Here is a 24379-nt window from a genome sequence, read left to right as displayed (position 1 = left end):
CATGACAAATTTAGTTATTTACTTTTTACAAAAACCACAAAAAAGTACCTACCTTCGTGAGAGCGATTTAAATAAAAGCAGCGTTGTGAAAATAAAAGCTTGAAATTGTTGTAACAAAACTAAGTAAATTAATTCATATCTAAATGCGGCAAAAATAGGCTAATATAGCTAGTTTTGTGGTATAGTAGAATTATTATAAAGAAAAGTTCGAACGGTACACTTGGTAGACCAACGGATTCCAAGAAAAACTCTTCTCACGCTTGTTTGTTAATTAGGCAAAAAGTAGAACCATATTATTAATTTAATAATAAAAAATATGGAAATATATATCTATTGAAAAATATTGTTATTTATCATAAAAAAATAATTTACTTTGCTTATTTTTTCTGCTATCAAGCAGGTAGCTTGGTTTAGTGAGTTAATATGTTAGCAGTGGGTAAAGGGTCAGGTGTTAGTAGAGAGCCTATTTCCGTTTTTTGTCAGATAAAAAAGGCAAAAGGTGAGAAGCGAAAAGAACTCGAGGAACTTTTAAGTAAGCTAAAAAAGGAGTTTCCTGGGAACTATAAAATAGGGGCTGCTGTAGGTGCAGGAGATTGCTTTTTTGATTCTGTTGCTCAAGGATTGAATGAACTAAAAAGTAATGGTCTGATTACAAGTAGTGAAGAGTTTAACGTAAAGTCTTTACGGAAAAGTTGTAAACAATATGCAAAACAATCAAAGAGCAGTTCATGGTTGAATAAAGCTTTAAAAAAAGAAGATGATAACATTATAAGATATGTTTCACGTATTGAATTTACTGTAAAAGATGTTAAAGATTTAAGCCTTAATTCATTAATGAGAAAACTAGAGTTAGAAGATGCTGTATGTGGAAGAAACGAAATTGAAGGAAAAATAATATGTGAGAAATATAATGTGAAAATTAAAGTTATAGAATTGCATGAGAAATCGGTAGATGGATTACATATTACTACAGATGAAGTAGGCACAGGTGATAATGTTGTTTATATAGTGAATTACAGCAACCATTTTGTACCACTTCTTAGTAACATCGAAAAGGACATAGAGGATGATATGCCAGTTTCTAGAGAAAAAATTTACGGCGTTTCATCCAATACATCAGAGAAACCCAAAGCAGAAAAAAAAGATCTTAATGAAATCTTGGCTCGTTGCGAAGAACTCATATGTGACAAATGTGACAAAGGTGAAGATATCTTTGAGTTACTAGATCCTCTTGTATCAGATAGCCTATGTCAAATTCGTCCCTTATTTATTCTTTCTATGTTGCCTAAGTTCTGCAAAGAAGGTAAGCTTTCTCGTGATGAAGTCAAAAACTTAACAAAGAAAGAAAAAGATCTATTTTTACCTGTAATTCTGCTCAGTTTGTTAAAATATAGAAAAAAAGATAAACTTGGTATTGCAGTTTTGGAAGAATCGATAGATAATTTTGGTGGTGTTTCTCTTGGTAAAGATAAGGAGGAAGAACTCATTGCCAAAATGAAAAGCGAAATTAACTTACATTCTATAGAATATATAAAAAATATTGCAAATGAAAGAGTTCAGAAAATATTGGGCACATGTAAAGGTGTTCTACTGTATTCAAAACATAATATTACCCTCAAGGTATTACCTTGTTACATTAGTGTCTATGCAGTAATCAGCTGTATGGAACAAAAAGGGCTGCCAATCATTATTTCGTTAGTGAGAATTAATAGAGTAAATGATCAGCTTAGTATAGATAGTAAAGATGTGCTTTTTTACAAGTTCCAAGCAGAAAATAAAAAAACGTTTTATTATAAAAAGGAGGAAGATGTTGATGAAAATGAAAAAGTACAACCAACTCTTGCTTTTTTTTGTTTTAGCTTGATTAATGGAGAATGTTCTAAAGAATATAAGGAGTATGCCGATGGTACACAAGTACCGTCAAAGAAATTTCTAACAGAAGATTGTGATATCAGAAATATTCTTATGCTCCATCCTGCAGGTCATATTCAATTACCACTATGCACTAAACTTCCTGAAGAAGATAAACCATCTAAAGATGAGGAAAAACTTAGAAAGTACGTAGAAAGCTTATATGAGAAGTGCCCAGATGGCTCAGTAGAATTACAAGATCCATTAGTAGATGACTTTCATTCAATAGATAAAGATTTCCTTGGTTATAATAATATGCATGTTAATTTTGCGAGGAGATTTGGTATAAAAGATACACGCTATTCACATCATGTTAAGGTTGGAAATTTAGCCAAAGTAACGCGGAGAAGTGAAAATGCTCTTTTTGCTATACATCATATATGTTTATCAAACTATTCAAGGGAACGTGAGTATCAAAAGAGCTTAGCTCCTGATGCCAAAGTTAACATGGAGGAGGATATAAAGGTTGATAAGGCCACTGAAAAAGCCAAGGAAGTCCTTCGCCAGTTGCATGCTGATACTGGAGCAGGTCCTAGTACTAAAGTTGACGAAACTGAGACTTCAAAAGCTCAAAGAGGACTAACTAACTTAAGAATGAATCTCCTTTGATTGTTTTGTAGGTGATAAGTTGAAGTATACTAGTCAAACATACATAGATCTTACCGCGATTCAAGCAGGTGCAGTCTTTTGTGTACCTGCTTTCATGTTGGGGTATATGCTTACTACCAAATATGGTGTTACTTCTAGCTTAATTTCTATAATTATAGCAAATCTTATACTGACAATGTTGGGGTTGTGTTTTGCTGTATTGTCAGTAAGAAGACCATGCAATACCATAGAACAAGTATTACACTATTTTGGTGTTCACGGTACATGGCTATATGGATTAGGTATTATAATGTGTTTAGTGTTCTGGTTTTCTATTCAACAAAACATTATGGTGAACACTATTATAGAATTTCCTCTATTAAAAATGAAAGACTTACCATATGTATTCGTTGCTACTAATTGTATCATTGGTTTCGCTATTACACTTCTTGTAAGCAGAGGTATCACTGCATTAAAGAGCTTTGCAAATATTGCAACGCCTTTTCTTATCATAGTTACGATAATCGCAATATTGCAACTTTTTTACAAGCACACCTTACCTGATATTATACTTACATCTAATATGACATTAAAAGGCGTACCGCTTATAATTGCAGCATCTTTAGGTGCTATTTTCGATATCCCAACATACTATCGTTTTGCACGAACAAATCTCGATGCATATGTAAGCGTTATACTTACCTTTTTCATATGTTATTTTTTCGTTATAGGCACAGGAGTCTATTTTGCTCTTTGTGTGCCAGATTCAAGTTTTATAGAGGTATTATTGAGCAGCGGAAATGATTTGTGGAAGTTATTGTGTATTCCGTCTATAATTCTTTTATGCTGGACTACTAATAACTTAAACTTGTATTCTGCTGGTGTAAACGTTAATTTTTTGTTACCCAAAGTTTCATTACCGTTCTGCATAACAATTATAGGGATTGTTGGTACAGTACTTTCATGTACTAATATAATACTAAAATTTGAGGAGTTACTTAATGTAATTACCATTGTCATAGGAAGCCAAGGATCTGTTATTGTAACCTGTTTTGTGCTGGATAAATTACAACCTATACAATATACGTCTTCAGCACAAAAAACCAATCTCATTTGTGCAATATTTGGTATTATATATGGTTTGCTTTCGTTACTTAAGGTGCATGATATAACAACTGGTTTTATTTACACCGATGCAGCAATTGTATCATCTTTTGCTGTTCTATGCACACGCACTTTTCTGTTTATTTATAAGAACTATTGTGAAAAAAATAAACCAACTAACTCTCAATAATATAGAAGCTCTTTCTTTAGGGGCTGGATTATTAGGCTCAGGAGGTGGAGGTAATACCTATTATAATAAGCTTAGTACACAATATAAAATCGAACTCCATGGCGAGGTAGCTATTACAGATATAGATGAGTTGGAAGATGATGCTCTAATTATGCCCATTGGTTTTATGGGTGCACCTCTTGTAGCTGCAGAAAAATTACCCAGTAAAGAGTGTCACTCATTAATCGATGTATTTACGTTATATTATAAGAAAGAACCTACGGCACTTATACCAGCGGAAATAGGAGGAAGTAACGCTTTTACACCATTCCTTGCAGCAGGTAAAGTCGGGATTCCTGTTATAGACGGAGACTTAATGGGCAGAGCATTTCCATCATTGAATATGGTATCACCTAATTTATATGGCATTTCTTGTTGTCCTGCATTTTTTGCAGATAGCTTAGGTAACACTATAATTATGCATATTGAAAGCAGTGACCACCTCGAAAGGGTTGCGCGCGCGGTGACAGTGGCATGTGGTTCAAGCATAGGTGTTAGCTGTTACCCTATAACAGGTCAACAAGCAAAGCAAGTTATTTGTAGAAACAGTATCTCCTATGCATGTTTTCTAGGTAATATTATACTGGAAGCACGAGAACGAAAAATATGTCCTATAAAAGCGTTATGCGATAAGCATGCATTGCTGTTGGGAGAGGGAATTATAAGAGATATAGATCAGTCAATTAAGGGAGGGTTTCTTTCAGGAAATGTATCTATAGAAGGTTGTAATAATATGTTGACCATCATTTATCAAAATGAATATCTTGCAGTGTATGATGGTTCCGATTGTGTTGCTGCAACACCAGATATCATTGCTGTTCTTGATAAAGATACTGGATATCCAATAGCTTCTGAAGCTTTAACATATGGAATACGTGTATCAGTGCTAAAATTTCCTTCTCCCACGTTATGGACAACACCAGAAGGACTGGCAATAGTAGGTCCTGAAGTGTTTGGTCTTTCTGAAAAAAGGAGGTGATATGGATTATAGAATAGGAATCGACGTTGGTGGCACAAATATTGACGCTGTACTTGTAAAGGATAATGGTACAATAGTTACTTCTTGTAAAGTGATTGCTACGAAAAATATTTCTGAAGGGGTTTTACGTGTATTATCCACATTGTATGAGCTTCATCCTTTTGATAAACAGAGAATTTTAGCTGTATCTATAGGAACCACGCACGCAACTAATGCGGTTTTGCAAGGATCTGAACTATACAAGGTAGGTGTGATTCGCATTGCAGGTCATAAACCTTCACTTCCACCTGCATACTCGTGGAACGCACAGACACGTAGTACATTGTATATTGGAGAAAAAGTTATTAATGGAGGGTATGATTGTGATGGTAGTTGTATAACTAAGCTTTCTATTTCTGAAGTACGCTCTGCCATATACGAGTTGCACAATAAAGGAGCAGAAGGATTTGCAGTAGTGGGAGTGTTTTCTCCTCTATATTGTGAACAAGAGAACATAGTAGGAAATGAGATCAAAGAAATTTTAGGGAAAGCTTTTCCATTTACGTTATCACATAAGATTGGTGGAGTTGGTTATATCGAAAGAGAGAATTCAGCTATACTTAATACTGCTCTTATAAAAGCGATGAATGCAGGGTTTAAAGATTTGCAAAATATATTAAGCATTTTCGGGTTAACATGTCCTTTGTTTATTACTCAGAATAACGGTACTATTATTACTTTAGAAGAAGCACTGCAGTACCCTATATTGACTATTTCATCAGGCCCTACTAATTCTTTTGTGGGGGCAGCACGTCTTGCTTGTAAAAATGAATGTGTAGTTGCAGATATTGGAGGAACATCAACAGACGTAGGTATAGTGCTAAACAATTTTCCGCGGCGTTCGCTTTATAATTCTTCTATTGGTGGTATTACACTCAATTGTGCTATGCCTGATATTTTGTCTATTGCATTAGGAGGTGGCAGTTATATAGAAGCAAAAGATGATAAAGTTAATATAGGACCTGAAAGTGCAGGATATCTAATAAAGCAACATGCAAAACTATGGGGAGGCAGCAAGATAACTCTCACTGATATGGCACAAGCTTTAGGGCATGTTAATTTTTCTTCTGTTAAGTTTACTAAACAGGAAGCTATGTGTGCAAAGCGTATTATGAGCGAAATAGTATTGAAGCTTGAAAAACTTTATCAGAAAATTTCTGGACCGCATGCTGACCTTCCTTTTATCATTGTAGGTGGTGGCGCTATGTTGCTTGCATCACCGTTTTTACCAAAATATGCGTTCATTCCTGAATATGCTGAAGTTGCAAATGCTTATGGAGCTGCTTTTGCAGAGGTTTCGGTAACAAAGGATACTGTAGTTTCTTTAACTGATAGAGAAAATGTGTTGAAAAATATAAGAAACGAAGCTAAGGGTGAAATATCACTGCTATATAAAGTGAATCCTAGTTCAATTCGCATTGTATATGAAGAAATTATTCCCTATCATTATATACCCAATAATCTTGCACGTGTGCGTATTACTGCTGCTAGCCCTTGGATATCGTAAACCTTGTGTCCTTATCAAGAAAAGATGTGGAAAAAATGTGTAGCAGGATTTCCTACTATCCAACCTGGTGCTTCTCTTCCATTTTCCCACTTAGCGAATCTCATCTTTTCCTGTAGGTAATACTCCCTATAAGCTTTTACAGGATTAGTACATTTATACCGATCGGGCAGTGCTTGTATAAAAGCTTGCATATCAGTTGATCGAAAAATGAGTAAATCCTTATTACTATCACACCAATCTATTACTTCTTCTGATTTATGCTTTCTTTTGTATCGCCAAGTGTACTCTTTACATAATTCTTTTCCGTACTCTATCAACCAACAAAAGTTCCCTTTCGATTGCCTAGCCCACAAAGAACAAGGATGATTGCTGTGAGTGAGTTTATATGGAACTGCTATATTCTGATCTGTGGTACTGACAAAAGGATTTGGCGCTTTTAATGCTATTGAAAAAACATTACTTAATAACTGAGCAGTTTCTAATGGCATTTTTACTATATGCTTATCACACAACATTTGTGCTGCAATTACTGGGTTTTCATCTAGTACAAAGATGTTCATCTAGGTGTCAAAAGATAGAATCAGCTTAAGTCTTTAACTTCATCAACTGTAAGACCAGTAGTTTGAGCTATAATATCAATAGAAACACCTGCTTTAAGTAGATTCTTTGCAACTGCTATTTTAGCTTCCTTCTCACCCTCTTCTCTGCCTTTTTCATGACCGATTTGGATGCCTTCGTCTTTAGCAAGATCAAGCCTATATTCAAGGATGGCTTCTTCTTTCTGTAGATTCATTATTCTTTCCTCGTACGCCATTAGATCTTTTTCATTCCAATGAAATTTGTCTAACTCATCATATGCTAGCTTTATTATTGGTGATTTTTCTGCTATTTTTCTTAAATCTTCATCTGTAGTATCTTCTGCATACCGGAAAAAAAAACACCACCTTTCTACTGTGTTCTCTAGTTGTTCTACTCTGTTTTTTGTAAATTTAGGCAACTCAATGAAAACGAATTGAAAATCTTTTAGATAATGTCCGTTGGTTTTTATCTCTCGTATATTATGAGTAGAAATATACTCAACCTCTGTAGGAAATAGCGTACTATTAGAAATAGCAATAAAGAATACTTTCTTAAAATCAATGTAATTGCCAGATTGTCTTGAGTAAGCTTTAGCAGCATAGAGTTGGGCGCGTTTTTCAAAGCCTTTATCACGAGCGAGTTGCATTTCCGCAATATACCTATTTCCGTATGAATCCTTACAAAGAACATCAACGATGCTTTGTTTATCAGAAGCAATCTCAGGATTCATGATAGTGCTAAGGAACTCAACATCTTGTATAGTGTTAACACCAGTAAAGCCTAAGATGTCATTTAAAAAGTGAATAAGGATATTCTTATTTTTCTCAGTACCGAAGATCTTCTTAAATGTTAAATCTAATTTTGGATCAAGAAACTTCGAAAGAGCCATAAAATTAACCTAAAAAGCATTAACAATTATACACAATTCTAAAGAAATGTTCAACTCTTTTATTTTTAGCTTATTTTTCAAAGTTTTAAATGTATTGATGAAAAAAACGGCTTTCAGAGATCATCTTAGAATAGCACCCTCTACTTTAGACGTCCTTTTGTACATCTTTTTATAACTCCCTCATAAAGCGCCTAAAAACGCCAGCAAATGAATTCATAGATTTAGTAGCTATAAAGAGCTTTAAAAACGCTTATTTCTGGTGTGAGAGCCTAATAAAAACACGAGCCCACAAGCTCAATTACCTAACATCGTGAGCCCACACCTTTACATGATAAAGATCTTGAAACTTAATGTCAACATTTCAGTAGCAAATTTTATGTTAAATCTATATCCTATTAGCATGGACAAAAAGAAGATACATTGCCAGTAGAAGATAAAGTGTTGGCAACTATCGCTTGTCATGGATCAATTAGAGCGGGTAGAAAATGAGGTTAGAAGAAGTGAATGAGTTGCTAAGGCAAATGGAGGAAACGCCATATTCTGATCACGGAAGACCAACTTATATAGAAATGAAACTGAGTGATATAGAGAAATTGCTTGAAAGAAGATAGATTAAGCTTGTTGAAATGATCTTTATTGAGATAGTTCTTCTGGTTATTAAGGAGTCAGTATAGAATGTAAGTATTTGTTTTTATAGATAAAGAGTGACTGCTCTAATTTTTTAGACTACAAAGTAGGACAGAAAGTAAGAAGTTGTAGGCTAGCGAAGAGATATACTCAAAAGGATTTAGCAAGTAAAATCGGTACAAAATATCAGGTCATACTACAGTATGAAAAAGGAAAGCGTAAAATTTCAATCAGAAGGTTATATAGCATCGCAGAAGCACTATCAGTTAGCATTATAGATCTTATTCCTGTATCAAATGAAAACAGTTATCTCGAGAGTGAGGGATTAGATCTAATAGAAAAGTATGAGAAAATTGAGAATCAAGAATTACGTAATGTAGTTTATTCATTAATTACATCTGCACAAGTTAGCAAGGAAAATAGTAGAAAAGTGGCAAGAATAGAGGTGGCAAAGAATCTAGTTAAAGTAGGAGTTTCTGTTGAAATAATTTTCCAAGCAACGAACTGAAGAATATAGTAATGCAGAAGAAAAAACTACTTCTGTAGACTACAGGATGGGACAAAGGATAAAAAAGCTAAGGATAATGCGAAAATGCACTTAGGAAGACTTGGCAAAAAAAATTAGTACAACGCGTCAAAAAATAAGCGACTATGAACATTGCTGTTCCACTTGAAAAGTTATATGAAATAGCAAAGGCGTTATCAGTCAGCATTAAAGATCTGCTTACAAGGCAACATAGTGAAGCAAGCAGTGGTTTAATAGAGAAATACAGGAAAATTGAGGATCAAGAGTTACGCAACGGATTTTATGTACTAATCAAATCTTTATCTGAAGGTATGGAGATTATCGAAGGAAAGGTCAAGAAGGCGGAAAAAGCCGAAATTGCAAAGAATCTACGTAGATTAGGAATTTCTATCGATATTGTTTTACGAACAACTGGGGCAACTGAGCTACTTTTTTAAAAACACAACTTAAGAAATATCTTCTGCATTTTACATAAAAAATAAACAAAAAAAAATTGAAAAATTGATTTGACTTCGCCCGAAACCTATGGCTTTATGCCAATACTACCAAGAAAACAGTAGTAAATAATTAAAAAAAATTAGTAGCTAATAGGAGGTATATCTTATGAATAATAATAATAATAAAAGTAAAGATAAAAATGAATTTAGAGAAGAAATAGAGAGAATACGACAAAGCGGGGGAGGAAAGGCTTTACTTAATCATGAAATAGTAGCAATATTTCTAAGTGTAGTGCATGGTAAGACCCAAGCCCAAGCTATTGCTAGAAGGTTAATAGACAAGTATTCTGGAATAAGTAAGATCTTCAGCCAAGAGATGGATGATCTGAAAATGGTAGAAGGGGTGACTGATGATACAACAGCGATAATTTCGTGTGTTAAGAACCTGTCTTGAAAGGGAATAAAGAAAAGAGTATGATGAGGTAAGCAAAAAATAGGAGGGTAAATTGTATCCAAGTGATATAAGTGACAAGGAATGGGAAATTTTAGAGCCCTATGTTGCACAAGGAGCGATAGGACGACCAAGAAAACATAACATCAGAACAATTATTAATGCAATAAGGTATATAATGAGGGGTGGTTGCCAGTGGAGAATGCTACCAAAGGATTTTCCCCCATGGAAAACGGTGTATGACTATTTTATCAGGTGGCGTAATAATGGAAAATTGAAAAAAATACATGACATGCTAGTAAAAGAGGTAAGAAAAATGGTTGGTAAAAATGAAACACCTTCAGTAGGTATAATTGACAGTCAATCAGTGAAAACGACTCAAAAAGGGGATCAAGAGGATATGATGCCGGTAAAAAAATAAAGGGTAGAAAACGCCATATTATTGTAGATACACTAGGTCTTGTAATTACTGCAGAGGTACACAGCGCAAGCATTCAGGATCGTGATGGTGCTACCAATCTTTTTATTCAAGCTAAATGCAAAGCTCCAACATTACGTAAGTTTTTTGCTGATCAAGGATACAAAGGTAAATTACAAAATCGATGTTTGTTGGAAACTGGATGTTTGCTAACGATTACCAAGAAATTGGTTGATACAGGATTTCAGGTTATTCCTAAACGTTGGATTGTAGAACGAACCTTTGCTTGGCTTTCCAATTTTAGACGCATGAGCAAGGATTACGAGCATTCTCCTCTTACTTCAAAAAACAATATCTTATTTAATATGATTACTTCTATGCTTACTAAATTAGCTGCTTAACTCCTTTCAAGACAGGTTCTAAGATCTTTTTCACGAATCACCTCGAATACTGTTGCAATTGCTTCTCCCTGACTCTTGCCCTTTCCATGCATGCATACTTTATATTGCTCAAAATTTAGGTCTTCTGCCCTTAAATTCGGATTTTGCCGTCTAATCTCTTGCACTAGAGCATTTCTCTCCCTTGTACTGAACCTTAACCCATCACTATTAGGACGATCAGAAATACTGTAACATCTGATAACTTGCTGTCCGTCACGATTATGAGTTAAAATAACAACTTTCAGATTTCCTGTATTTCTATTTCTACCACGTGTATCAATACTATGATTATCAAAACGAAAATACATTCTCTCATTTGCATTTAAGATATTAGCATCATGTGCAGTAGCAAACATACTAAAAAAGAATACAGGAAGGAAACGACCTGCACTTACATGATACAAGAAAGATGGACATTGATCTAAAAAAGATTCAAATCCTTGTCTGAATCTTTCAAGATCTCCATCCACCAAACTCCTAATAAGTCCATCACCATTACTCATACAAAATACCCCTTATTTACTACGACCAGAAACACCAAGAGTTCATAAGTGGATTACTTGTTACCACTAAGCGTAAAGACGCTTTTTTTCTTATAAGAAGAAACACCACTTACACTAGGAGTTCCAAGCTCAGACTGCGGACCATCATCAACTGGCAAAGTTGTTTCCTTACTACCATGAGCTTTAGATCGTGACCGTAAATTATTCCAAGGACCATCACCTACAGGACCAAGAGGTAGAGTTGTTTTCTCTAACTCAGAGAATAACTCTTCTGCAAACAGACCGTAATCTACATTTACTCTTTTACCTTCTCTACCACATAATCTAAGGTTTTCTATCATGACTTCTTTAAAAAGTTCAAACTTTTCAGGAAAGCAATCCTTGGCAAATGACATTATATCTAATATTTCTTTTTTCTCTATTTCTTTTTCCCTATCAGACTCATGACTATCTTCTCGCTTCCAATTGACTATTAATCCTGCAAGCATACCACTTACATGAACTGTATAATTAGAAGTATTAACGGCAGCCTTCTTGTGTTTATAAAAGTGATCACATCCCCAAATCTTCATAATAACAGATCTAGCTTGAACACTTGACTCAGAATTTTTCAACATTACATCTGAGAGTGATGAAAGAAGAAGTTCATACTCTCGCTGTGAGAATATTTTGTCTGAATGGTCTCCTCCTGCTGAAACGCCTTTATAACACCAGCACTGTACCAAATCATGAACCGTATCAAAAAAACATGACTCTATTAATTCAGCAAGAAGGGAATATACTCCCTTATCTTTCTGCAGCAATTTCTGTAAAAGAGTATCTTTATCACCTATATTCCTTACACAAAAATCTAAAATAGGAGCATCTTTCTCAACAGATTGAACGCGAGACAGAGCAATAATAGCTTCTGTAAGTTTCTTTTCCTTATCTTCTTCTTTTAAATGATTATAAAAATACTCTACTCCTTCACTCCACTTAAGTTTTACAGCACTGTCAAAACCTTCTGACGCGTTACTTGGTTGCTTTAATCCCCCAGATTCTCTATCGATCCAGAAATCAAACACAGGACCTTTCCTCTTTATGCTATCTAGTAACGAGTTTCGTACGTATTTGCCAATTTCAGTTTCAGTTTTACCATCAAATGCACCAGGAGGAAAATTGTTCCTATAAGATTCAAATCTTTTTTGAAAGAGTGGATGAATTTTATCTACCACACAGTAACTACAAGCCATCTCATATTTGCGAAGTGGATTATCTATTCCACCTATTTTTTCTTCAGTAAACCTTTGACCTAAAGCAGCATTATCCAACCTTACACCTGACCAGCAACCTTCATCTTGGAATACATTGTGCAAAAACTTCAACTTATCACCCTTAAAGTATTTTATGTGCTCCATAAAGTTATCTTGAAGGACTCCCACCCATCTCTTGATAGCTGACTTCCTCCCGGCAGCAACTGTTGGATCTGGATGTTTAATAGCTTCCTGTAATTTTTTGGACATCGTAGCCCGAAGCTCTTTCTGTGTTGGCATTAACCCCTCCTATTAAGTATTTATATAAAAAAGGCATTGTACATACATTAGAATGGATTGCAACATAAAAATTACTAGAATAGAGGACTTAATAAAAAAAACGTTATGGCTAAAACTTTTCTTCTTGAATGTCCTTAATGTAATCAATAGAAAGGCCGATCATTTTAGCTATAACATCTATAGAGACACCGGCCTTAAGTGAATTCTTTGCAACTTCGATTTTCTCTGCTTTTCTGCCTTCGGCTCTGCCTTTTTCATGTCCGATTTGGATGGCTTCTCTATTTATGAGCTGTATTAGCTGTGGTGTTGTGTAGCAGATTATCCAATCTGGTGCTTCTCTGCCATTTTCCCACTTAGCAAATCTCATCTTTTCCTTGAGATAATATCTCCTATAAGCTTCCACAGCACTGCTGCATTTATACTGATCCGGCAGTGCTTGTATAAAAGCTTGCATATCAGTTGATCGAAAAATGAGTAAATCCTTATTACTATCACACCAATTTATTACTTCCTCTGATTTATGCTTCCTTTTGTATCGCTGTGTATACTCTTTACACAATTCTTTTCCATACTCTATCAACCAACAAAAGTTTCCTTTCGATTGCCTAGCCCACAAAGAACAAGGATGATTGCTGTGAGTGAGTTTATATGGAACTTCTATATCCTGATCTATGACACTAACAAAAGGATTTGGCGCTTTTAATGCTATTGAAAAAACATTACTTAATAACTGAGCAGTTTCTAATGGCATTTTTACTATATGCTTATCACATAACATTTTTGCCGCAATCTCTGGGTTTTCATCTAGTACAAAGATGTTCATCTAAACATCCAAAGATAGAATCAGCTTAAGTCTTTAATTTCATTAGCTGTAAGACCAGTAGTTTGAGCTATAATATCAATAGAAACACCTGCTTTTAGTAGATTCTTTGCGACCTCAATTTTCTCTGCTTTTCTGCCTTTTTCATGTCCGATAAGGATGCCTTCTTCTCTACCTTTTTCAGTAGCATCATCAAGTTTTTGAGCGAGGACAGCCTGTTCATCAAGAATACGTTTTATTTCCTGTTCATAGGCAATAAATTCTTTTTCTGACCAGTTAAATCTATTTAGTTCTTCATAGGCCTTTTTAATTATTACATCACTACCTATTATTTTTTCCAGCTCTTCTTCACTAGTCTCATCTGCATATTTAAAGAAGTAGATCCATTTTTCAACTATATTTGAAAGCTGATCCTCTTTGGTTTTTGGAAATTTTGGCAATTCAATAAATATGAAGTAAAAATCTTTTAGATCGTGTTCATTAGTATCTTCATCCCGAATAGTATGCTTTGATTTATACTCAGACTTGTCCGGAAACAGGATACAATCTGCTATAGCAATGAAGATAATTTCCTTAAGGTCTTGGTATTGATCACCTTTATCGGCTTGTCTTGAATACGCTTTAGCTGCATAGTATTGGGCACGTTTTTCAAAGCCTTTAGTTTTAGCGACCTGGTTAGGTAAGGAAGTAGTATTGCTACTACTCCCTCCCTTAGAAACGCAGCATGCAGGTTTCCCCACACTACGCTTGAGCCCCTTATCTAAGTCCTTCTTTTCTCGAACCGGCTTGTCCTTCATGATTCCTCAGAAAACATCATTCTTAATGGTGACACCAACAGTAGAGAACCTTCTCTTGAGAAAGAGCTTGCTAACATTTTTGTTTGTTTCACTCTTTCATCAAAATACTTTTTCCATTTTAAGTCAAGTGGATTTGCATCCGCCCTGATTTTAACATGTCGTCTGATAGGTATATCAATCAACCTAAGCAGTCTTAAATACCTTATCTCTTTCGGTTTGTTCTTGCATATGGGTGCAGCAAAGACCCATTGGCGTTGTTTCATTACCTTGAAGTAACGATTCTTTATCCAACGTAATCCTTTACGAGGATGTCTTTTCTTTGCCCATTTCCATAGAGCACACATAATTTCATGGTCTATTTTGTTAAAAGCTCTTTTCGCACACACATGGCTGTAGTAATTTCCCCATCCCCTTAATAGGGAATTGAGCAACTTGATTAGTACGGCCTGAGTGTTCGCTATGTTTGCCTTTATCAATGTACGTGCTTTATTAAGAAGTTTCTTAATACTTTCTTTTGAAGGTTTTATAATTAACTTCTTATTATACCTGCGTACATTACAACCAAGAAAGTCAAACCCTGTTGTAATAGATGTAATTTTTGTTTTCTCTTCGGAAAGGATAAGACCTCTCTCCTGAAGAAAGGACGATACTAGAGGTTTTACTTCATTTTCCAGTGCTTCACGTGTGATTCCTGAAATGATAAAGTCATCTGCGTACCTGATTACATTTACTCCACTTCTGATTTTGCTTCTTCTTTTACTGCCAAGTTTACCAAATTGACTTTCCAATGATTTTTCAAGTCCATTTAGGGCTAGACTTGCTAGTATTGGAGAGATGATACTACCTTGTGGGGTACCTGCAGTTGTGGAATACAGAGTTTTTGATTCTAGGAAGCCAGCTTTTAACCAGCTATGAAGAATTTTCTTCTCCATAGGAATATGCTTCATGAGCCATTCATGGTTAATGTTATCAAAACACCCTTTAATATCACCTTCGAGTATCCATTGTAGTTGGTTACGGCTTGCCAGTAACAAGTGACAAGCCACAGTAGCGTCTGCGCAGGATCTTTTTGGTCTAAAACCATAAGAGTGACGATCACTGATCGTTTCAGCTATCGGTTCCAAAGCAAACAAGTATAATGCTTGCATGGCTCTATCTTTTATCGTAGGGATTCCAAGAGGTCTTCTTTTGCCATTAGACTTACTGATGTATATCCGTTTTAGCGGAGAAGGTTTGTATCCTCTTTGTTTTAATAGCTTTATTCCTTGAAATTTTGTGTTGCAAGTTGACCATATTTGACGATCTACACCTGCTGTGTTTTTTCCTTGGTTTTCAGTTACTCTCTTAACCGCCAAAGCTTTGCCGCTAAAAGAGCGTGTGAGAAGGTGTTGTAAAGTTTTCACCTTACCCCATCTGCCTTGTTGGACAGCCTTAACAATACGCCTCTGTAGCCTCATAACAACTTTTTGGCATTTCTTCCAGGGTAACTGGTTCCATGCTTCGGAGTTATTGGTAGGTGCACTTACAGTTGTACTTGTAATCATCTGCTTTCCTACCTTAAGTGGTTAACAAAGTTTCTTGTCATGAGGGACCAAATGGAAGTCTGCTCGTTTTCACGCGAATTAATGTTACAAATTCTATCCATTTCGTTACAAAATGGCATTCGCTTTCTCCATTATCCTTTACCTGCACATCCATCAGCATTCCTTGCGGGTTGCCTGCCATATAGGCGAAAATACAGGCTTATCCTGTTCCTTTTGTCATACAATAGTGGGTTAGGTGGCTTCTCTATACCGGTGGAATTATTATTTGCGTACATCCAGAAATGAAAAATGTAACTCATCCACATTACCTTTTGGTCGGAGCTTATCAGCATCTTTAGCTCTTTAATCGTTACGATACTTATGAAGCTTCACTTACGTTCACCATACCACTAAGCCTAGCCCTCCAACCACATGATGCTTGTAGTTTATGCTTTCTCTCACGATTGAGCATCTTCTTTATCAAGAGGAGGTTCATTGTCCGCGTCGCTCGGCACCAACTGGTTACCCAATTCGCACTGATGCGTAGACTCAGATGGCAAAACATCTGGTTCAATAAGCTTTAGAATCCTTTCAGTTTCTTTCTGAATGAATTCCTCTCCTTTTAAACAATATGACCGAAGGCTTTCAGGTCGCACCATCTCAATTATATACCTGTTCCCACTAGAATCCCTGCAAAGAACATCAACAATGCTTTGTTTATCAGAAGCAATTTCAGGATCCATTATAGTACTGAGGAATTCCACTTCTTGTATAGTATTTATCTCAGTAAACCCTAAAATATCATTCAAAAAATGTATGAGAATATTCTTATTTTTTTCAGTGCCAAATATTTTTTTGAAGGTCAAATCCAGCTTAGGGTCGAGAAACTTAGATAAAGCCATAGCCAAAGTGCTTAAAAATATTAATAATTATACACTATTATTAACAATTATTCAACCATATTTTTGAAGATAGCTATGCCGCCGCGAACCGTCATACCGCCGCGGTATCTCTAGATCCCGCTAACAAGCAGCGGGATGACGAATTACTTAACCGTCATACCACCGCGAACCGTCATACCGCCGCGGTATCTCGGCATAGATTCCGCTAACTAGTAGCGGAATGACGATTGTGTATCGTGTTTTGCTAAAAATCACAGAATGCAGTCTGGTTACCTTATTAGAAGTTTAGCTTTAACTTTAAATGGACTACTCAACCGTGACAGACTTAGCTAAATTTCTTGGACAATCTGCATCTAACCCTTTTTTTGCTGCAGTAAAGTAAGCAAGGAATTGCATAGCAACACTGTAGATGATTGGAGAGATAAAATTATCAGTGTCTGGAAGTTGCACCACATCTGCGCAAACTCCCCTTAGGAATGGCGCTCCTTGTTTATCACTGAAGGCAATTACTTTGCCTTTTCTTGCAATAATCTCTTGTATATTAGATAGCGTTTTAAAGAATAAATCATCATAAGGGATAATTGCTATAACAAGCACAGTAGAGTCTATTAAAGCAATAGAACCATGCTTCATTTCTCCCGCTGCAATACCAGTTGTATTGATATATGAAAGCTCTTTTATTTTCAATGCGCCTTCCATTGCAACTCCGTATGAACTTCCTCTGCCGATTAAAATAACGTTATTGTGTTCTAATATACTGCCCGATATATGTTGTATTTTCATCACATTCAAAACGTGCTCAACATACTCGGGAATAGAGTTAATAGCGTTGCTTAGCTGTTTTATTCTCTCTCCACCCAGTACACCTTTTATTTTTCCAAGCTCCACGACAAAGCATGCTAAAGTTGCAAGTTGTGCAGAGAAGGTTTTTGTTGAAGCAACACCAATTTCTGGCCCAGCAAGAGTATGTAACACAATATCTGAGATCTTTTCAATGCTGCTGCTAAATGTATTAGTTATACTAATGATTGTTTGCTTCTGTGATTTCGCATAACGCAGCGCTTCTATGGTATCTGCAGTTTCGCCAGATTGAGAGATGAATAACCCAATGCTGCCTTCTTCTAGCTTGACGTTGCTATACCTAAATTCTGACGAGATTTCTAGATATACTCGAACTTGAGCGACACTTTCCAGCCAATACTTCGCTATTAGCCCAGCAAAATAAGATGATCCGCATCCAACTATAGTAATGTGATTCAGTTCAGAGAATAATTTTTTGTTGACCTCTTTATATTGCTTGTAAAATTGGTTTATTGTTTTGTTTAATGCACAAGGTTGCTCAAAAATCTCTTTTAACATGAAGCTAGGGTAACCATTTTTGCTAATTAGAAAATCACTTGGACTACTATTTTCTATACTGCGTTTAACTTGTGTACCATTGTTGTATATACTAACTCCACTAGATTTTATCACTGCAATGTCATCATCTTCCAAATGCGATATTTTTTCCACAAATGCACTTAAAGCATTAGAGTCAGATGCAGCAAACACTGTGTTACAGTTATAGCCTATTGCTAAAGGCAAATTTCTCTTCGCAACAAATAAGGCGTCTGGATATTCTGCAAATAATAAGACCAAGGCAAATGAGCCGTGTAGGTTGTTTAAACACTTAAATAGAGAATCAACTGGCGACAATCCTTCATCAAGATATAAGGTTAGCATGTTTGGTATGATCTCTGTGTCAGTGTCAGTATGGAATGACATGCCCCTTTCTTCTAGGCCCTTTTTTAGCAGATTGTAATTCTCAATTATGCCGTTATGAGCAACAACAACATTATTTGTACGAATGGGATGAGCATTTTTAAGGCCTGGAACTCCATGTGTAGCCCAGCGAGTATGTGCTATACCAACTGTACTGTGAGACATCTTGCTGTCATCAACAACTTCACATAACCTTTTGACTTTACCTTCTGATTTTTTGACTTCTATCTTACCTTCGTTGTTTATGATTGCTATACCTGAAGAGTCATATCCCCTATATTCCAATTTTTGCAACCCAGTTAGTAAAGTTGGTATTACTGAATCACCGCTACTTACTACACCAAATATTCCGCACACAAATGGATCACCAAACAAACTTTTTTCTAAACATGTTAAGCATTTTTGCCTTTATTACTGGTTGATTTATATTCTTTTTATCATTCTTTCGATTTTACCTTTTTAATTGGTTTAGCTGCTACTTTTTGAGTTTCTTTGCTTAAAACCTCAGATATAGCGGACTTTAGAACTTTTATCTCAACTTTTGGTGCTATTTCTATTATAAATTGTGCATTTGCCTCATCAACTTTATTAACTTCACCTATTATTCCACCAGAAGTAATGACTGTATCACCACGTTTTATTTGATCTATCATCTTTCTATGTTCTTTTAGTTTTTTTTGTTGTGGGCGAATAATGAGAAAATAAAATACCACAAATATTAAAATCAGTGGAATAAAACTAGCAAAAGATGCGCCGATACTTGATGTATTGCTAGTTGCATCTGCTGCAAAAACTTCAGAAATGAGCATATTTAATCCTAATTGTTAATGATAAAAACAAACCTATTTAAGTATTAATTACAATACCATGCCATGTCAAGTTTGGTGAAGGCGTTTCTCAATACCGGCAATAATACTGCGAATTCTAAGTTATGCTAAAACTAATATGGCGGGAGTGATGAGACTTGAACTCACGACCTCATGCGTGACAGGCATGCGCTCTAACCAACTGAGCTACACCCCCCTAATTTCTTTTTAGCATTTTCGGGCTTCAACTTTAAAGCTAATAAACATGTTGCCCTTTGTCAATATTTTTTGTTTGCGCTTTGCTGTCTTTTCTATTACTATGTAAATAATTTAATTTCACACATGGCTTGTACAAGTAGTCCCATTAGGGTTATGCCATGGAAGATAAACTATTTGGAGGAATGATATATGACAAATTTGCCTAAAGTCACTGTGCGTGATTTAGCTGAATCTGGTGTACATTTTGGTCACAAAATTAGTCGCTGGAACGCAAAAATGGCTCCATACATATATGGAGTGCATCAAGAAAATCGTATACATATAATTGATTTGCGAAAAACACTACCATTGCTACAGGTGGCCATGAAGGCTTTATATGACGTTGCATTTCAAGGTGGTCGCATTCTATTTGTTGGTACAAAGTTTCAAGCTTTTGATATTATTGCAAGTGAAGCGATTCGTTGTGGTCAATATTATGTGAATCATCGTTGGCTTGGTGGTATGCTTACTAATTGGGGCACTGTTTCTTCTTCGATAAAAACCTTGATGCAATATGAGAAAATATTAAATGACGAGGATAGCATTTTAACAAAGAAAGAATTGGGAAACATTGAAAAGAAAAAGCAAAAGCTTGATAAGGCGCTTGGCGGTATTAGAGAAATGGGAGCAATTCCTGATATCTTATTCATCATTGATACTAATAAAGAACATATAGCGGTTAAGGAGGCTAAGAAGTTAGGAATTCCAATAGTTGCAATACTTGATACTAATTCTGATCCAGATGGTATTACTTATCTAATACCTGGAAATGATGACTCAAGAAAATCAATAGAGCTCTATTGTAAATTAGCTACCGACTCTATATTAGCTGGAATAGAGTCTAGTCTAGCAAAATCTGGAGTTAAGATTGATGATATAAGGGGTGATGAGTTTATTCAAGAAAAAGAAGATGGTATTGTGCAAACTAAAAGGAGACGTAGTAAAGTTTACAAAGAAGAAGAAAGGGAGGTAGTAACAAATGAAGATGAATCCAGATGATATAAGAGAATTACGTGATAGAACAGGGCTTGGCTTAAGTGACTGTAAAAAAGCATTAGAAGAATGTGATGGTGACATTAAGAAAGCCGTTGATAAGTTACGTACAATAGGTCTTGCTAAAGCTGACAAAAAATCTGATAGAGTAGCTTCAGATGGGCTCGTTGCTATGTGTTTGACTGAAAATTGTGGTGTATTGATTGAACTCAATTGCGAAACCGATTTTGTCGCAAGGAATGAGAAATTTATAGAGTTAGTTTTAAATTTAGCATCAATTGCTCATCAAGAACGCTGTACTAGCGTTGATGAGTTAAAAAATGCCAAGTATGAAAGCATTGGCACAGTGCAGGAAGCTATTATGAATGGTACGTCAGTTCTTGGTGAGAAGCTAGAGTTAAGCAAGCTTTGTTACTTAGAAGCTAAGGATGGAGTTATTGCTGGCTACGTACATGGTGATGTGTGTGGCTTAGGTAAGATTGGTGCTTTAATTGCATTGCAATCATCTGGTGATAAGGCGAAGCTACAAGAGATTGGGAAACAAATAGCTATGCATGTAGTTGCTATGGAGCCTGAAGCTTTGTCTATAGATGATTTAGATCAAATGAAGTTGAACAACGAACGTTCTATAATTGAAGAGCAAGTGAGGAGCTTAAATAAACCTGAAGAAGTAGCAAAAAAAATAGTAGATGGACGAATGGCTAAGTACTATGAAGAAGTTGTTTTACTGGAGCAAAAATTTATAAAGGATGATAAGATGAAGATTTCTGATTTTATAAAATCAAGCGAGTTGAGTGCTGTTAAACTCTCTAATTACAAGTTACTTGTTTTGGGTGATGCAGATTAAATAGCAAAAAATGTTTATTTCAACAAATGAAAAAAGCGAAATAAAATATTCCAGGGTGTTATTTAAAATCTCTGGTGAGGCTTTGATGGGATCAAAGCAATTTGGTCACGATATGGAGACTATAGGTGAGTTATCTAAAGGCATAGTTGAAGTTTGTAATCTTGGAGTTCAGGTATGTATTGTTGTTGGTGGTGGTAATATCTTTCGTGGCACATCTGCGTCTTTAAGTGGTTGTGAAAGAGCAAGCAGTGATTATATTGGAATGCTTGCAACTATAATCAATGCTTTAATTTTACAAAACTTTTTAGAAAAAAATTTAGTAGCTTCTAGGGTATTATCTGCAATACCCATGGCCACTGTATGCGAACCTTACATCAGAAGGAAAGCTATTCGTCATTTAGAAAAAGGTAGAGTGGTAATTTTTGCAGCAGGCACAGGCAACCCATTTTTTACTACAGATACAGCTGCAGCCTTACGTGCTGTTGAAATGAATTGTGATGTTATTCTAAAGGGTACGCAAGTAAATGGTGTATACTCCGCTGATCCGAAAAAAAATGAGGATGCTGTAATGTATGATAGGCTTTCTTACACGGATTTATTGACTCGTGATTTAAAAGTTATGGATGCATCAGCAATTTCACTTGCTCGTGAGAATTCTATTCCAATTATAGTTTTTTCTTTGAAGGGAGAAAAAATAGTCAATATTATTAAGGGTCAAGGTACTTATACTATAGTTTCAGATTGTAAACAGTAGGTAATTTATGTTAAATGAAATAAAAGCTCAAACAAAAGAAAGAATGCTAAAAACTATTCAGTCCTTTCATGATGATATTAAAGGCGTACGCACTGGTAGAGCTAGTGCATCTTTGCTTGATGGTATAGTTGTAAACATCTATGGTGGGCATCAAAAGTTAAATCAAGTTGCAGGCGTTTCGGTTATAGATAACAAAACCCTATCAATTAAAGTTTGGGACATTAGTGTTGTAGGTGAAGTGAAAAACGCTATATTAAATGCTAACCTGAATTTAAATCCTGTTGTCGAGGGTAGCACCATACGTATAGCTCTTCCGGACTTGACACAAGAAACCCGTGAAAAATTAGTGAAATTATTGCATCAGTTTGCTGAAAATGCACGGATTGCCATTAGAAATATACGTAGAGATATTATGGAAGAAACAGAAAAAATGAAGGAAAATAAAGAAATCTCAGAAGATGATTTTCATGGTGCTAAGAAGGAAATACAAAATATTACTGATGATAATATAAAAAAGATTGATGGTGAATTGTCCATCAAAGAAAAGGATATACTGAATCACTAAATGATATGGAGAAAGCTTACATAGCAAATGATGTCATTCCAGTGTTTGACACTGGAATCCAGTCTTTACTATACAACTATCTGATGCACTTGTTTGAAATCAAATTTCCTGGATCCCAGTGTCGGAGCACTGGGATGACACCAATTTTGCATTCAAGTATCAACTATTGGTGTCACTACAGTAACTCTCTTCCTGTCATGCAAGTAGCTGACACCTTCCAGGTGTCCATTGAAATCCAAAAAATTTCACTCAAGTCAAAATTAGGTTAAATTTAAATGTTGAATCAAGAATCTTTACCGAAACATTTAGCAATTATTATGGATGGTAATGGTAGATGGGCGAACAATCAAGGAAGGGTAAAAATTGATGGTTATAAAAAGGGCAGTGAAGTTGCATACGATATTGCCAAGTATTGTACGGACTTAACTATACCCTACTTAACTTTGTATGCATTCTCTATGGAGAATTGGCTTAGACCTAAAAACGAAACTGACTGTCTATTTGATTTATTTTACTCCGTTTTAACTAATGAAGATAAAGTCAATTTCATTTACAATTGTAACATTAAGTTGAATTTTATTGGCAATTTAAGTCTGTTACCCAGTAAAATATTGGATCAAATTAAAAAAGCAGAAGAAATGACACATAAGAACGATGGTTTATTACTCACTGTGGCAGTCAGTTACGGAGCAAAGCAAGAAATTACACAAGCTATAAGCAATATTATAAAAGAAAATATTGCTTATGTATCAGAAGAGGAATTTGAAAAATTTCTATATACTAAAGATTTGCCAAAATTGGATTTATTAATTCGCACTGGTGGCGAAAAAAGGTTAAGCAACTTTTTATTATGGCAAGCAGCTTATGCTGAATTGTATTTTTGTGATACTTTATGGCCTGATTTTTCTTGTCAAGATTTGAGTAAAGCGTTAGAAGATTATACAAAAAGAGAGAAAAAATATGGTAGATAATAATTTTATAATTAGAATGTTGTCCTCAATAGTAATATTATTCATATTTTCCTTTGCTACATATTTCAGTGATTTATCGTTTTACCTATTGATTTTTTCAATAGCAGTTTTATCTTCTTTTGAATGGTATAATCTAACCCAAGGAAATAAAATTTTATACGTTTTTGCATTATTATTGATTGCACTACCAAGCGCCTCATTAATATATTTATATAATCTACCACAAGGAAAATACGCATTAGTATGGTTCGTCTTAACCATTTGGGGAATTGACGTTACTGCCTACCTATTTGGTAAGAATTTTGGTGGAGCTAAAATTTGCCCAATTCTTAGCCCTGGAAAAACTTGGGCAGGACTTCTTGGTGCGATTTTAGCTGGAGTAGTGTGTACAATTTTTGGATCAATATTTTTTGGTCTATTTTCAATTTTTTATTCTCCAATCATTGGCCTTGCAATTGCTATTCTAGCGCAACTTGGCGATTTCACTGAGTCGCTTGTTAAAAGAGCTTACGGTGTTAAAGATAGTGGAAATATGATACCTGGCCATGGGGGAGTGCTCGACCGTATGGACAGTTTCATTTTTACTGCCCCTCTTATTGCTATTTACATAAGCTAAGTCTGCA

Annotated in this window: 22 protein-coding genes, 1 tRNA gene and 4 pseudogenes; 15 read left to right on the top strand and 12 right to left on the bottom strand. The window is 35.4% G+C overall.

All coding sequences use genetic code 11. The features are described 5' to 3' along the window. Window positions 1-423: 423 nt before the first annotated feature. From ABWU73_RS04880 to ABWU73_RS04865, 4 genes are all read left to right on the top strand, one after another. Window positions 424-2520: a hypothetical protein gene (locus tag ABWU73_RS04880; protein WP_264329745.1), complete on the top strand. Its 2097-nt coding sequence runs from the start codon at window positions 424-426 to the stop codon at window positions 2518-2520. A gap of 94 nt (window positions 2521-2614) precedes the next feature. Next, entirely contained in the window at window positions 2615-3793 is a 1179-nt protein-coding gene (locus ABWU73_RS04875; protein WP_264951909.1) for a cytosine permease, read from the top strand. After that, window positions 3762-4811, top strand: a complete 1050-nt coding sequence (locus ABWU73_RS04870) for a DUF917 domain-containing protein (protein WP_209473059.1) — start codon at window positions 3762-3764, stop codon at window positions 4809-4811. The genes ABWU73_RS04875 and ABWU73_RS04870 overlap by 32 nt, the downstream gene beginning before the upstream one ends. A 1-nt stretch (window position 4812) precedes the next feature. After that, window positions 4813-6357 (top strand): hydantoinase/oxoprolinase N-terminal domain-containing protein, encoded by a 1545-nt coding sequence (locus tag ABWU73_RS04865; RefSeq protein WP_209473057.1) that lies wholly within the window; start codon window positions 4813-4815, stop codon window positions 6355-6357. A 14-nt stretch (window positions 6358-6371) separates the two neighbouring features. Here ABWU73_RS04865 and ABWU73_RS04860 read toward each other — a convergent pair whose 3' ends face one another. Then, window positions 6372-6917 carry a pyrimidine dimer DNA glycosylase/endonuclease V gene (locus ABWU73_RS04860; protein WP_007549769.1) on the bottom strand — a complete coding sequence of 182 codons (546 nt, stop codon included), beginning with the start codon at window positions 6915-6917 and terminating at the stop codon, window positions 6372-6374. 20 nt (window positions 6918-6937) lie between these two features. After that, window positions 6938-7825 (bottom strand): Rpn family recombination-promoting nuclease/putative transposase, encoded by an 888-nt coding sequence (locus tag ABWU73_RS04855; protein WP_209473055.1) that lies wholly within the window; start codon window positions 7823-7825, stop codon window positions 6938-6940. A gap of 411 nt (window positions 7826-8236) precedes the next feature. Between ABWU73_RS04855 and ABWU73_RS04850 the strand changes: the two are divergent. From ABWU73_RS04850 to ABWU73_RS04830, 4 genes and pseudogenes are all read left to right on the top strand, one after another. After that, a pseudogene (locus ABWU73_RS04850) lies at window positions 8237-8436 on the top strand (DNA mismatch repair protein MutL); the annotation flags it as partial. Window positions 8437-8522: 86 nt separating this feature from the next. Next, window positions 8523-9415 (top strand): annotated as a pseudogene (locus ABWU73_RS08150) (helix-turn-helix domain-containing protein). 166 nt (window positions 9416-9581) lie between these two features. Then, entirely contained in the window at window positions 9582-9869 is a 288-nt protein-coding gene (locus ABWU73_RS04835) for a UPF0758 domain-containing protein (RefSeq protein WP_264373933.1), read from the top strand. A 52-nt stretch (window positions 9870-9921) separates the two neighbouring features. Continuing rightward, window positions 9922-10685, top strand: a protein-coding gene (locus ABWU73_RS04830) for an IS5 family transposase (protein ID WP_156518237.1) whose coding sequence is annotated in 2 segments (ribosomal slippage) — window positions 9922-10276 and window positions 10276-10685 — 765 coding nt in all. Because the reading frame shifts where the segments join, the coding sequence is not laid out codon by codon here. Window positions 10686-10708: 23 nt separating this feature from the next. Here the strand turns inward: ABWU73_RS04830 and ABWU73_RS04825 are convergent. From ABWU73_RS04825 to ABWU73_RS04780, 10 genes and pseudogenes are all read right to left on the bottom strand, one after another. Then, window positions 10709-11194 (bottom strand): annotated as a pseudogene (locus ABWU73_RS04825) (cytoplasmic incompatibility factor CifB); the annotation flags it as partial. Between the two features lie 86 nt (window positions 11195-11280). After that, window positions 11281-12759, bottom strand: coding sequence for a cytoplasmic incompatibility factor CifA (locus ABWU73_RS04820; RefSeq protein ID WP_341811072.1), 1479 nt, complete (start codon window positions 12757-12759; stop codon window positions 11281-11283). A 109-nt stretch (window positions 12760-12868) separates the two neighbouring features. Next, on the bottom strand, window positions 12869-13582 hold the full coding sequence (locus tag ABWU73_RS04815; protein WP_015588934.1) for a pyrimidine dimer DNA glycosylase/endonuclease V: 714 nt from the start codon (window positions 13580-13582) through the stop codon (window positions 12869-12871). A 20-nt stretch (window positions 13583-13602) separates the two neighbouring features. Further along, window positions 13603-14376, bottom strand: a complete 774-nt coding sequence (locus tag ABWU73_RS04810) for an Rpn family recombination-promoting nuclease/putative transposase (protein WP_341810150.1) — start codon at window positions 14374-14376, stop codon at window positions 13603-13605. Next, on the bottom strand, window positions 14373-15920 hold the full coding sequence (gene ltrA, locus ABWU73_RS04805; protein ID WP_265017700.1) for a group II intron reverse transcriptase/maturase: 1548 nt from the start codon (window positions 15918-15920) through the stop codon (window positions 14373-14375). Before ltrA ends, ABWU73_RS04810 begins: the two co-directional genes overlap by 4 nt. 37 nt (window positions 15921-15957) lie before the next feature. Then, window positions 15958-16101, bottom strand: coding sequence for a hypothetical protein (locus ABWU73_RS04800; RefSeq protein WP_173862902.1), 144 nt, complete (start codon window positions 16099-16101; stop codon window positions 15958-15960). 454 nt (window positions 16102-16555) lie between these two features. Continuing rightward, window positions 16556-16801: pseudogene (locus ABWU73_RS04795) on the bottom strand (PD-(D/E)XK nuclease family transposase); the annotation flags it as partial. Between the two features lie 306 nt (window positions 16802-17107). Then, window positions 17108-18919 carry a glutamine--fructose-6-phosphate transaminase (isomerizing) gene (gene glmS, locus ABWU73_RS04790; protein WP_264329851.1) on the bottom strand — a complete coding sequence of 604 codons (1812 nt, stop codon included), beginning with the start codon at window positions 18917-18919 and terminating at the stop codon, window positions 17108-17110. Between the two features lie 80 nt (window positions 18920-18999). Then, window positions 19000-19371 carry a preprotein translocase subunit YajC gene (yajC, locus tag ABWU73_RS04785; protein ID WP_010081840.1) on the bottom strand — a complete coding sequence of 124 codons (372 nt, stop codon included), beginning with the start codon at window positions 19369-19371 and terminating at the stop codon, window positions 19000-19002. A gap of 137 nt (window positions 19372-19508) precedes the next feature. After that, window positions 19509-19585 (bottom strand) — tRNA-Asp (locus tag ABWU73_RS04780). Between the two features lie 191 nt (window positions 19586-19776). On the opposite strand from ABWU73_RS04780, the gene rpsB reads away from it, so the two are divergent. The 7 genes from rpsB to ABWU73_RS04745 are packed head-to-tail and all read left to right on the top strand — an operon-like array spanning window position 19777 to window position 24372. Next, window positions 19777-20625: a 30S ribosomal protein S2 gene (gene rpsB / locus ABWU73_RS04775; RefSeq protein ID WP_010962661.1), complete on the top strand. Its 849-nt coding sequence runs from the start codon at window positions 19777-19779 to the stop codon at window positions 20623-20625. Continuing rightward, complete coding sequence (gene tsf, locus ABWU73_RS04770) at window positions 20606-21466, top strand: translation elongation factor Ts (RefSeq protein WP_341810149.1); 861 nt, start codon at window positions 20606-20608, stop codon at window positions 21464-21466. Before rpsB ends, tsf begins: the two co-directional genes overlap by 20 nt. A gap of 16 nt (window positions 21467-21482) precedes the next feature. Beyond that, entirely contained in the window at window positions 21483-22220 is a 738-nt protein-coding gene (pyrH, locus tag ABWU73_RS04765) for a UMP kinase (protein WP_369800793.1), read from the top strand. A 7-nt stretch (window positions 22221-22227) separates the two neighbouring features. Next, entirely contained in the window at window positions 22228-22785 is a 558-nt protein-coding gene (frr, locus tag ABWU73_RS04760) for a ribosome recycling factor (RefSeq protein ID WP_264329672.1), read from the top strand. A 5-nt stretch (window positions 22786-22790) separates the two neighbouring features. After that, entirely contained in the window at window positions 22791-23054 is a 264-nt protein-coding gene (locus ABWU73_RS08145; RefSeq protein WP_010962657.1) for a hypothetical protein, read from the top strand. 6 nt (window positions 23055-23060) lie between these two features. Beyond that, window positions 23061-23756: a polyprenyl diphosphate synthase gene (gene uppS / locus ABWU73_RS04750; protein WP_006279327.1), complete on the top strand. Its 696-nt coding sequence runs from the start codon at window positions 23061-23063 to the stop codon at window positions 23754-23756. Continuing rightward, a complete protein-coding gene (locus tag ABWU73_RS04745) occupies window positions 23746-24372 on the top strand; it encodes a phosphatidate cytidylyltransferase (RefSeq protein ID WP_077188153.1) in 627 nt (208 codons plus the stop codon). The genes uppS and ABWU73_RS04745 overlap by 11 nt, the downstream gene beginning before the upstream one ends. The last annotated feature ends 7 nt before the right edge of the window (window positions 24373-24379 follow it).

This window comes from Wolbachia endosymbiont (group A) of Andrena helvola (assembly GCF_964028415.1).
Taxonomy (GTDB): domain Bacteria; phylum Pseudomonadota; class Alphaproteobacteria; order Rickettsiales; family Anaplasmataceae; genus Wolbachia; species Wolbachia pipientis.
Note: the sequence above shows the minus strand (reverse complement) of the source record. Positions and strands in the feature narration are given on the sequence as shown.

Bases quoted from the DNA above. Each gene is read 5' to 3' on its own strand.
- ABWU73_RS04880 (WP_264329745.1), top strand. From the start codon at position 424: ATGTTAGCAGTGGGTAAAGGGTCAGGTGTTAGTAGAGAGCCTATTTCC.
- ABWU73_RS04875 (WP_264951909.1), top strand. From the start codon at position 2,615: ATGTTGGGGTATATGCTTACTACCAAATATGGTGTTACTTCTAGCTTA.
- ABWU73_RS04865 (WP_209473057.1), top strand. From the start codon at position 4,813: ATGGATTATAGAATAGGAATCGACGTTGGTGGCACAAATATTGACGCT.
- ABWU73_RS04860 (WP_007549769.1), bottom strand. From the start codon at position 6,917: ATGAACATCTTTGTACTAGATGAAAACCCAGTAATTGCAGCACAAATG.
- ABWU73_RS04855 (WP_209473055.1), bottom strand. From the start codon at position 7,825: ATGGCTCTTTCGAAGTTTCTTGATCCAAAATTAGATTTAACATTTAAG.
- ABWU73_RS04835 (WP_264373933.1), top strand. From the start codon at position 9,582: ATGAATAATAATAATAATAAAAGTAAAGATAAAAATGAATTTAGAGAA.
- ABWU73_RS04820 (WP_341811072.1), bottom strand. From the start codon at position 12,759: ATGCCAACACAGAAAGAGCTTCGGGCTACGATGTCCAAAAAATTACAG.
- ABWU73_RS04815 (WP_015588934.1), bottom strand. From the start codon at position 13,582: ATGAACATCTTTGTACTAGATGAAAACCCAGAGATTGCGGCAAAAATG.
- ABWU73_RS04810 (WP_341810150.1), bottom strand. From the start codon at position 14,376: ATGAAGGACAAGCCGGTTCGAGAAAAGAAGGACTTAGATAAGGGGCTC.
- ltrA (WP_265017700.1), bottom strand. From the start codon at position 15,920: ATGATTACAAGTACAACTGTAAGTGCACCTACCAATAACTCCGAAGCA.
- ABWU73_RS04800 (WP_173862902.1), bottom strand. From the start codon at position 16,101: ATGGCAGGCAACCCGCAAGGAATGCTGATGGATGTGCAGGTAAAGGAT.
- yajC (WP_010081840.1), bottom strand. From the start codon at position 19,371: ATGCTCATTTCTGAAGTTTTTGCAGCAGATGCAACTAGCAATACATCA.
- rpsB (WP_010962661.1), top strand. From the start codon at position 19,777: ATGACAAATTTGCCTAAAGTCACTGTGCGTGATTTAGCTGAATCTGGT.
- tsf (WP_341810149.1), top strand. From the start codon at position 20,606: ATGAAGATGAATCCAGATGATATAAGAGAATTACGTGATAGAACAGGG.
- frr (WP_264329672.1), top strand. From the start codon at position 22,228: ATGTTAAATGAAATAAAAGCTCAAACAAAAGAAAGAATGCTAAAAACT.
- ABWU73_RS08145 (WP_010962657.1), top strand. From the start codon at position 22,791: ATGGAGAAAGCTTACATAGCAAATGATGTCATTCCAGTGTTTGACACT.
- uppS (WP_006279327.1), top strand. From the start codon at position 23,061: ATGTTGAATCAAGAATCTTTACCGAAACATTTAGCAATTATTATGGAT.
- ABWU73_RS04745 (WP_077188153.1), top strand. From the start codon at position 23,746: ATGGTAGATAATAATTTTATAATTAGAATGTTGTCCTCAATAGTAATA.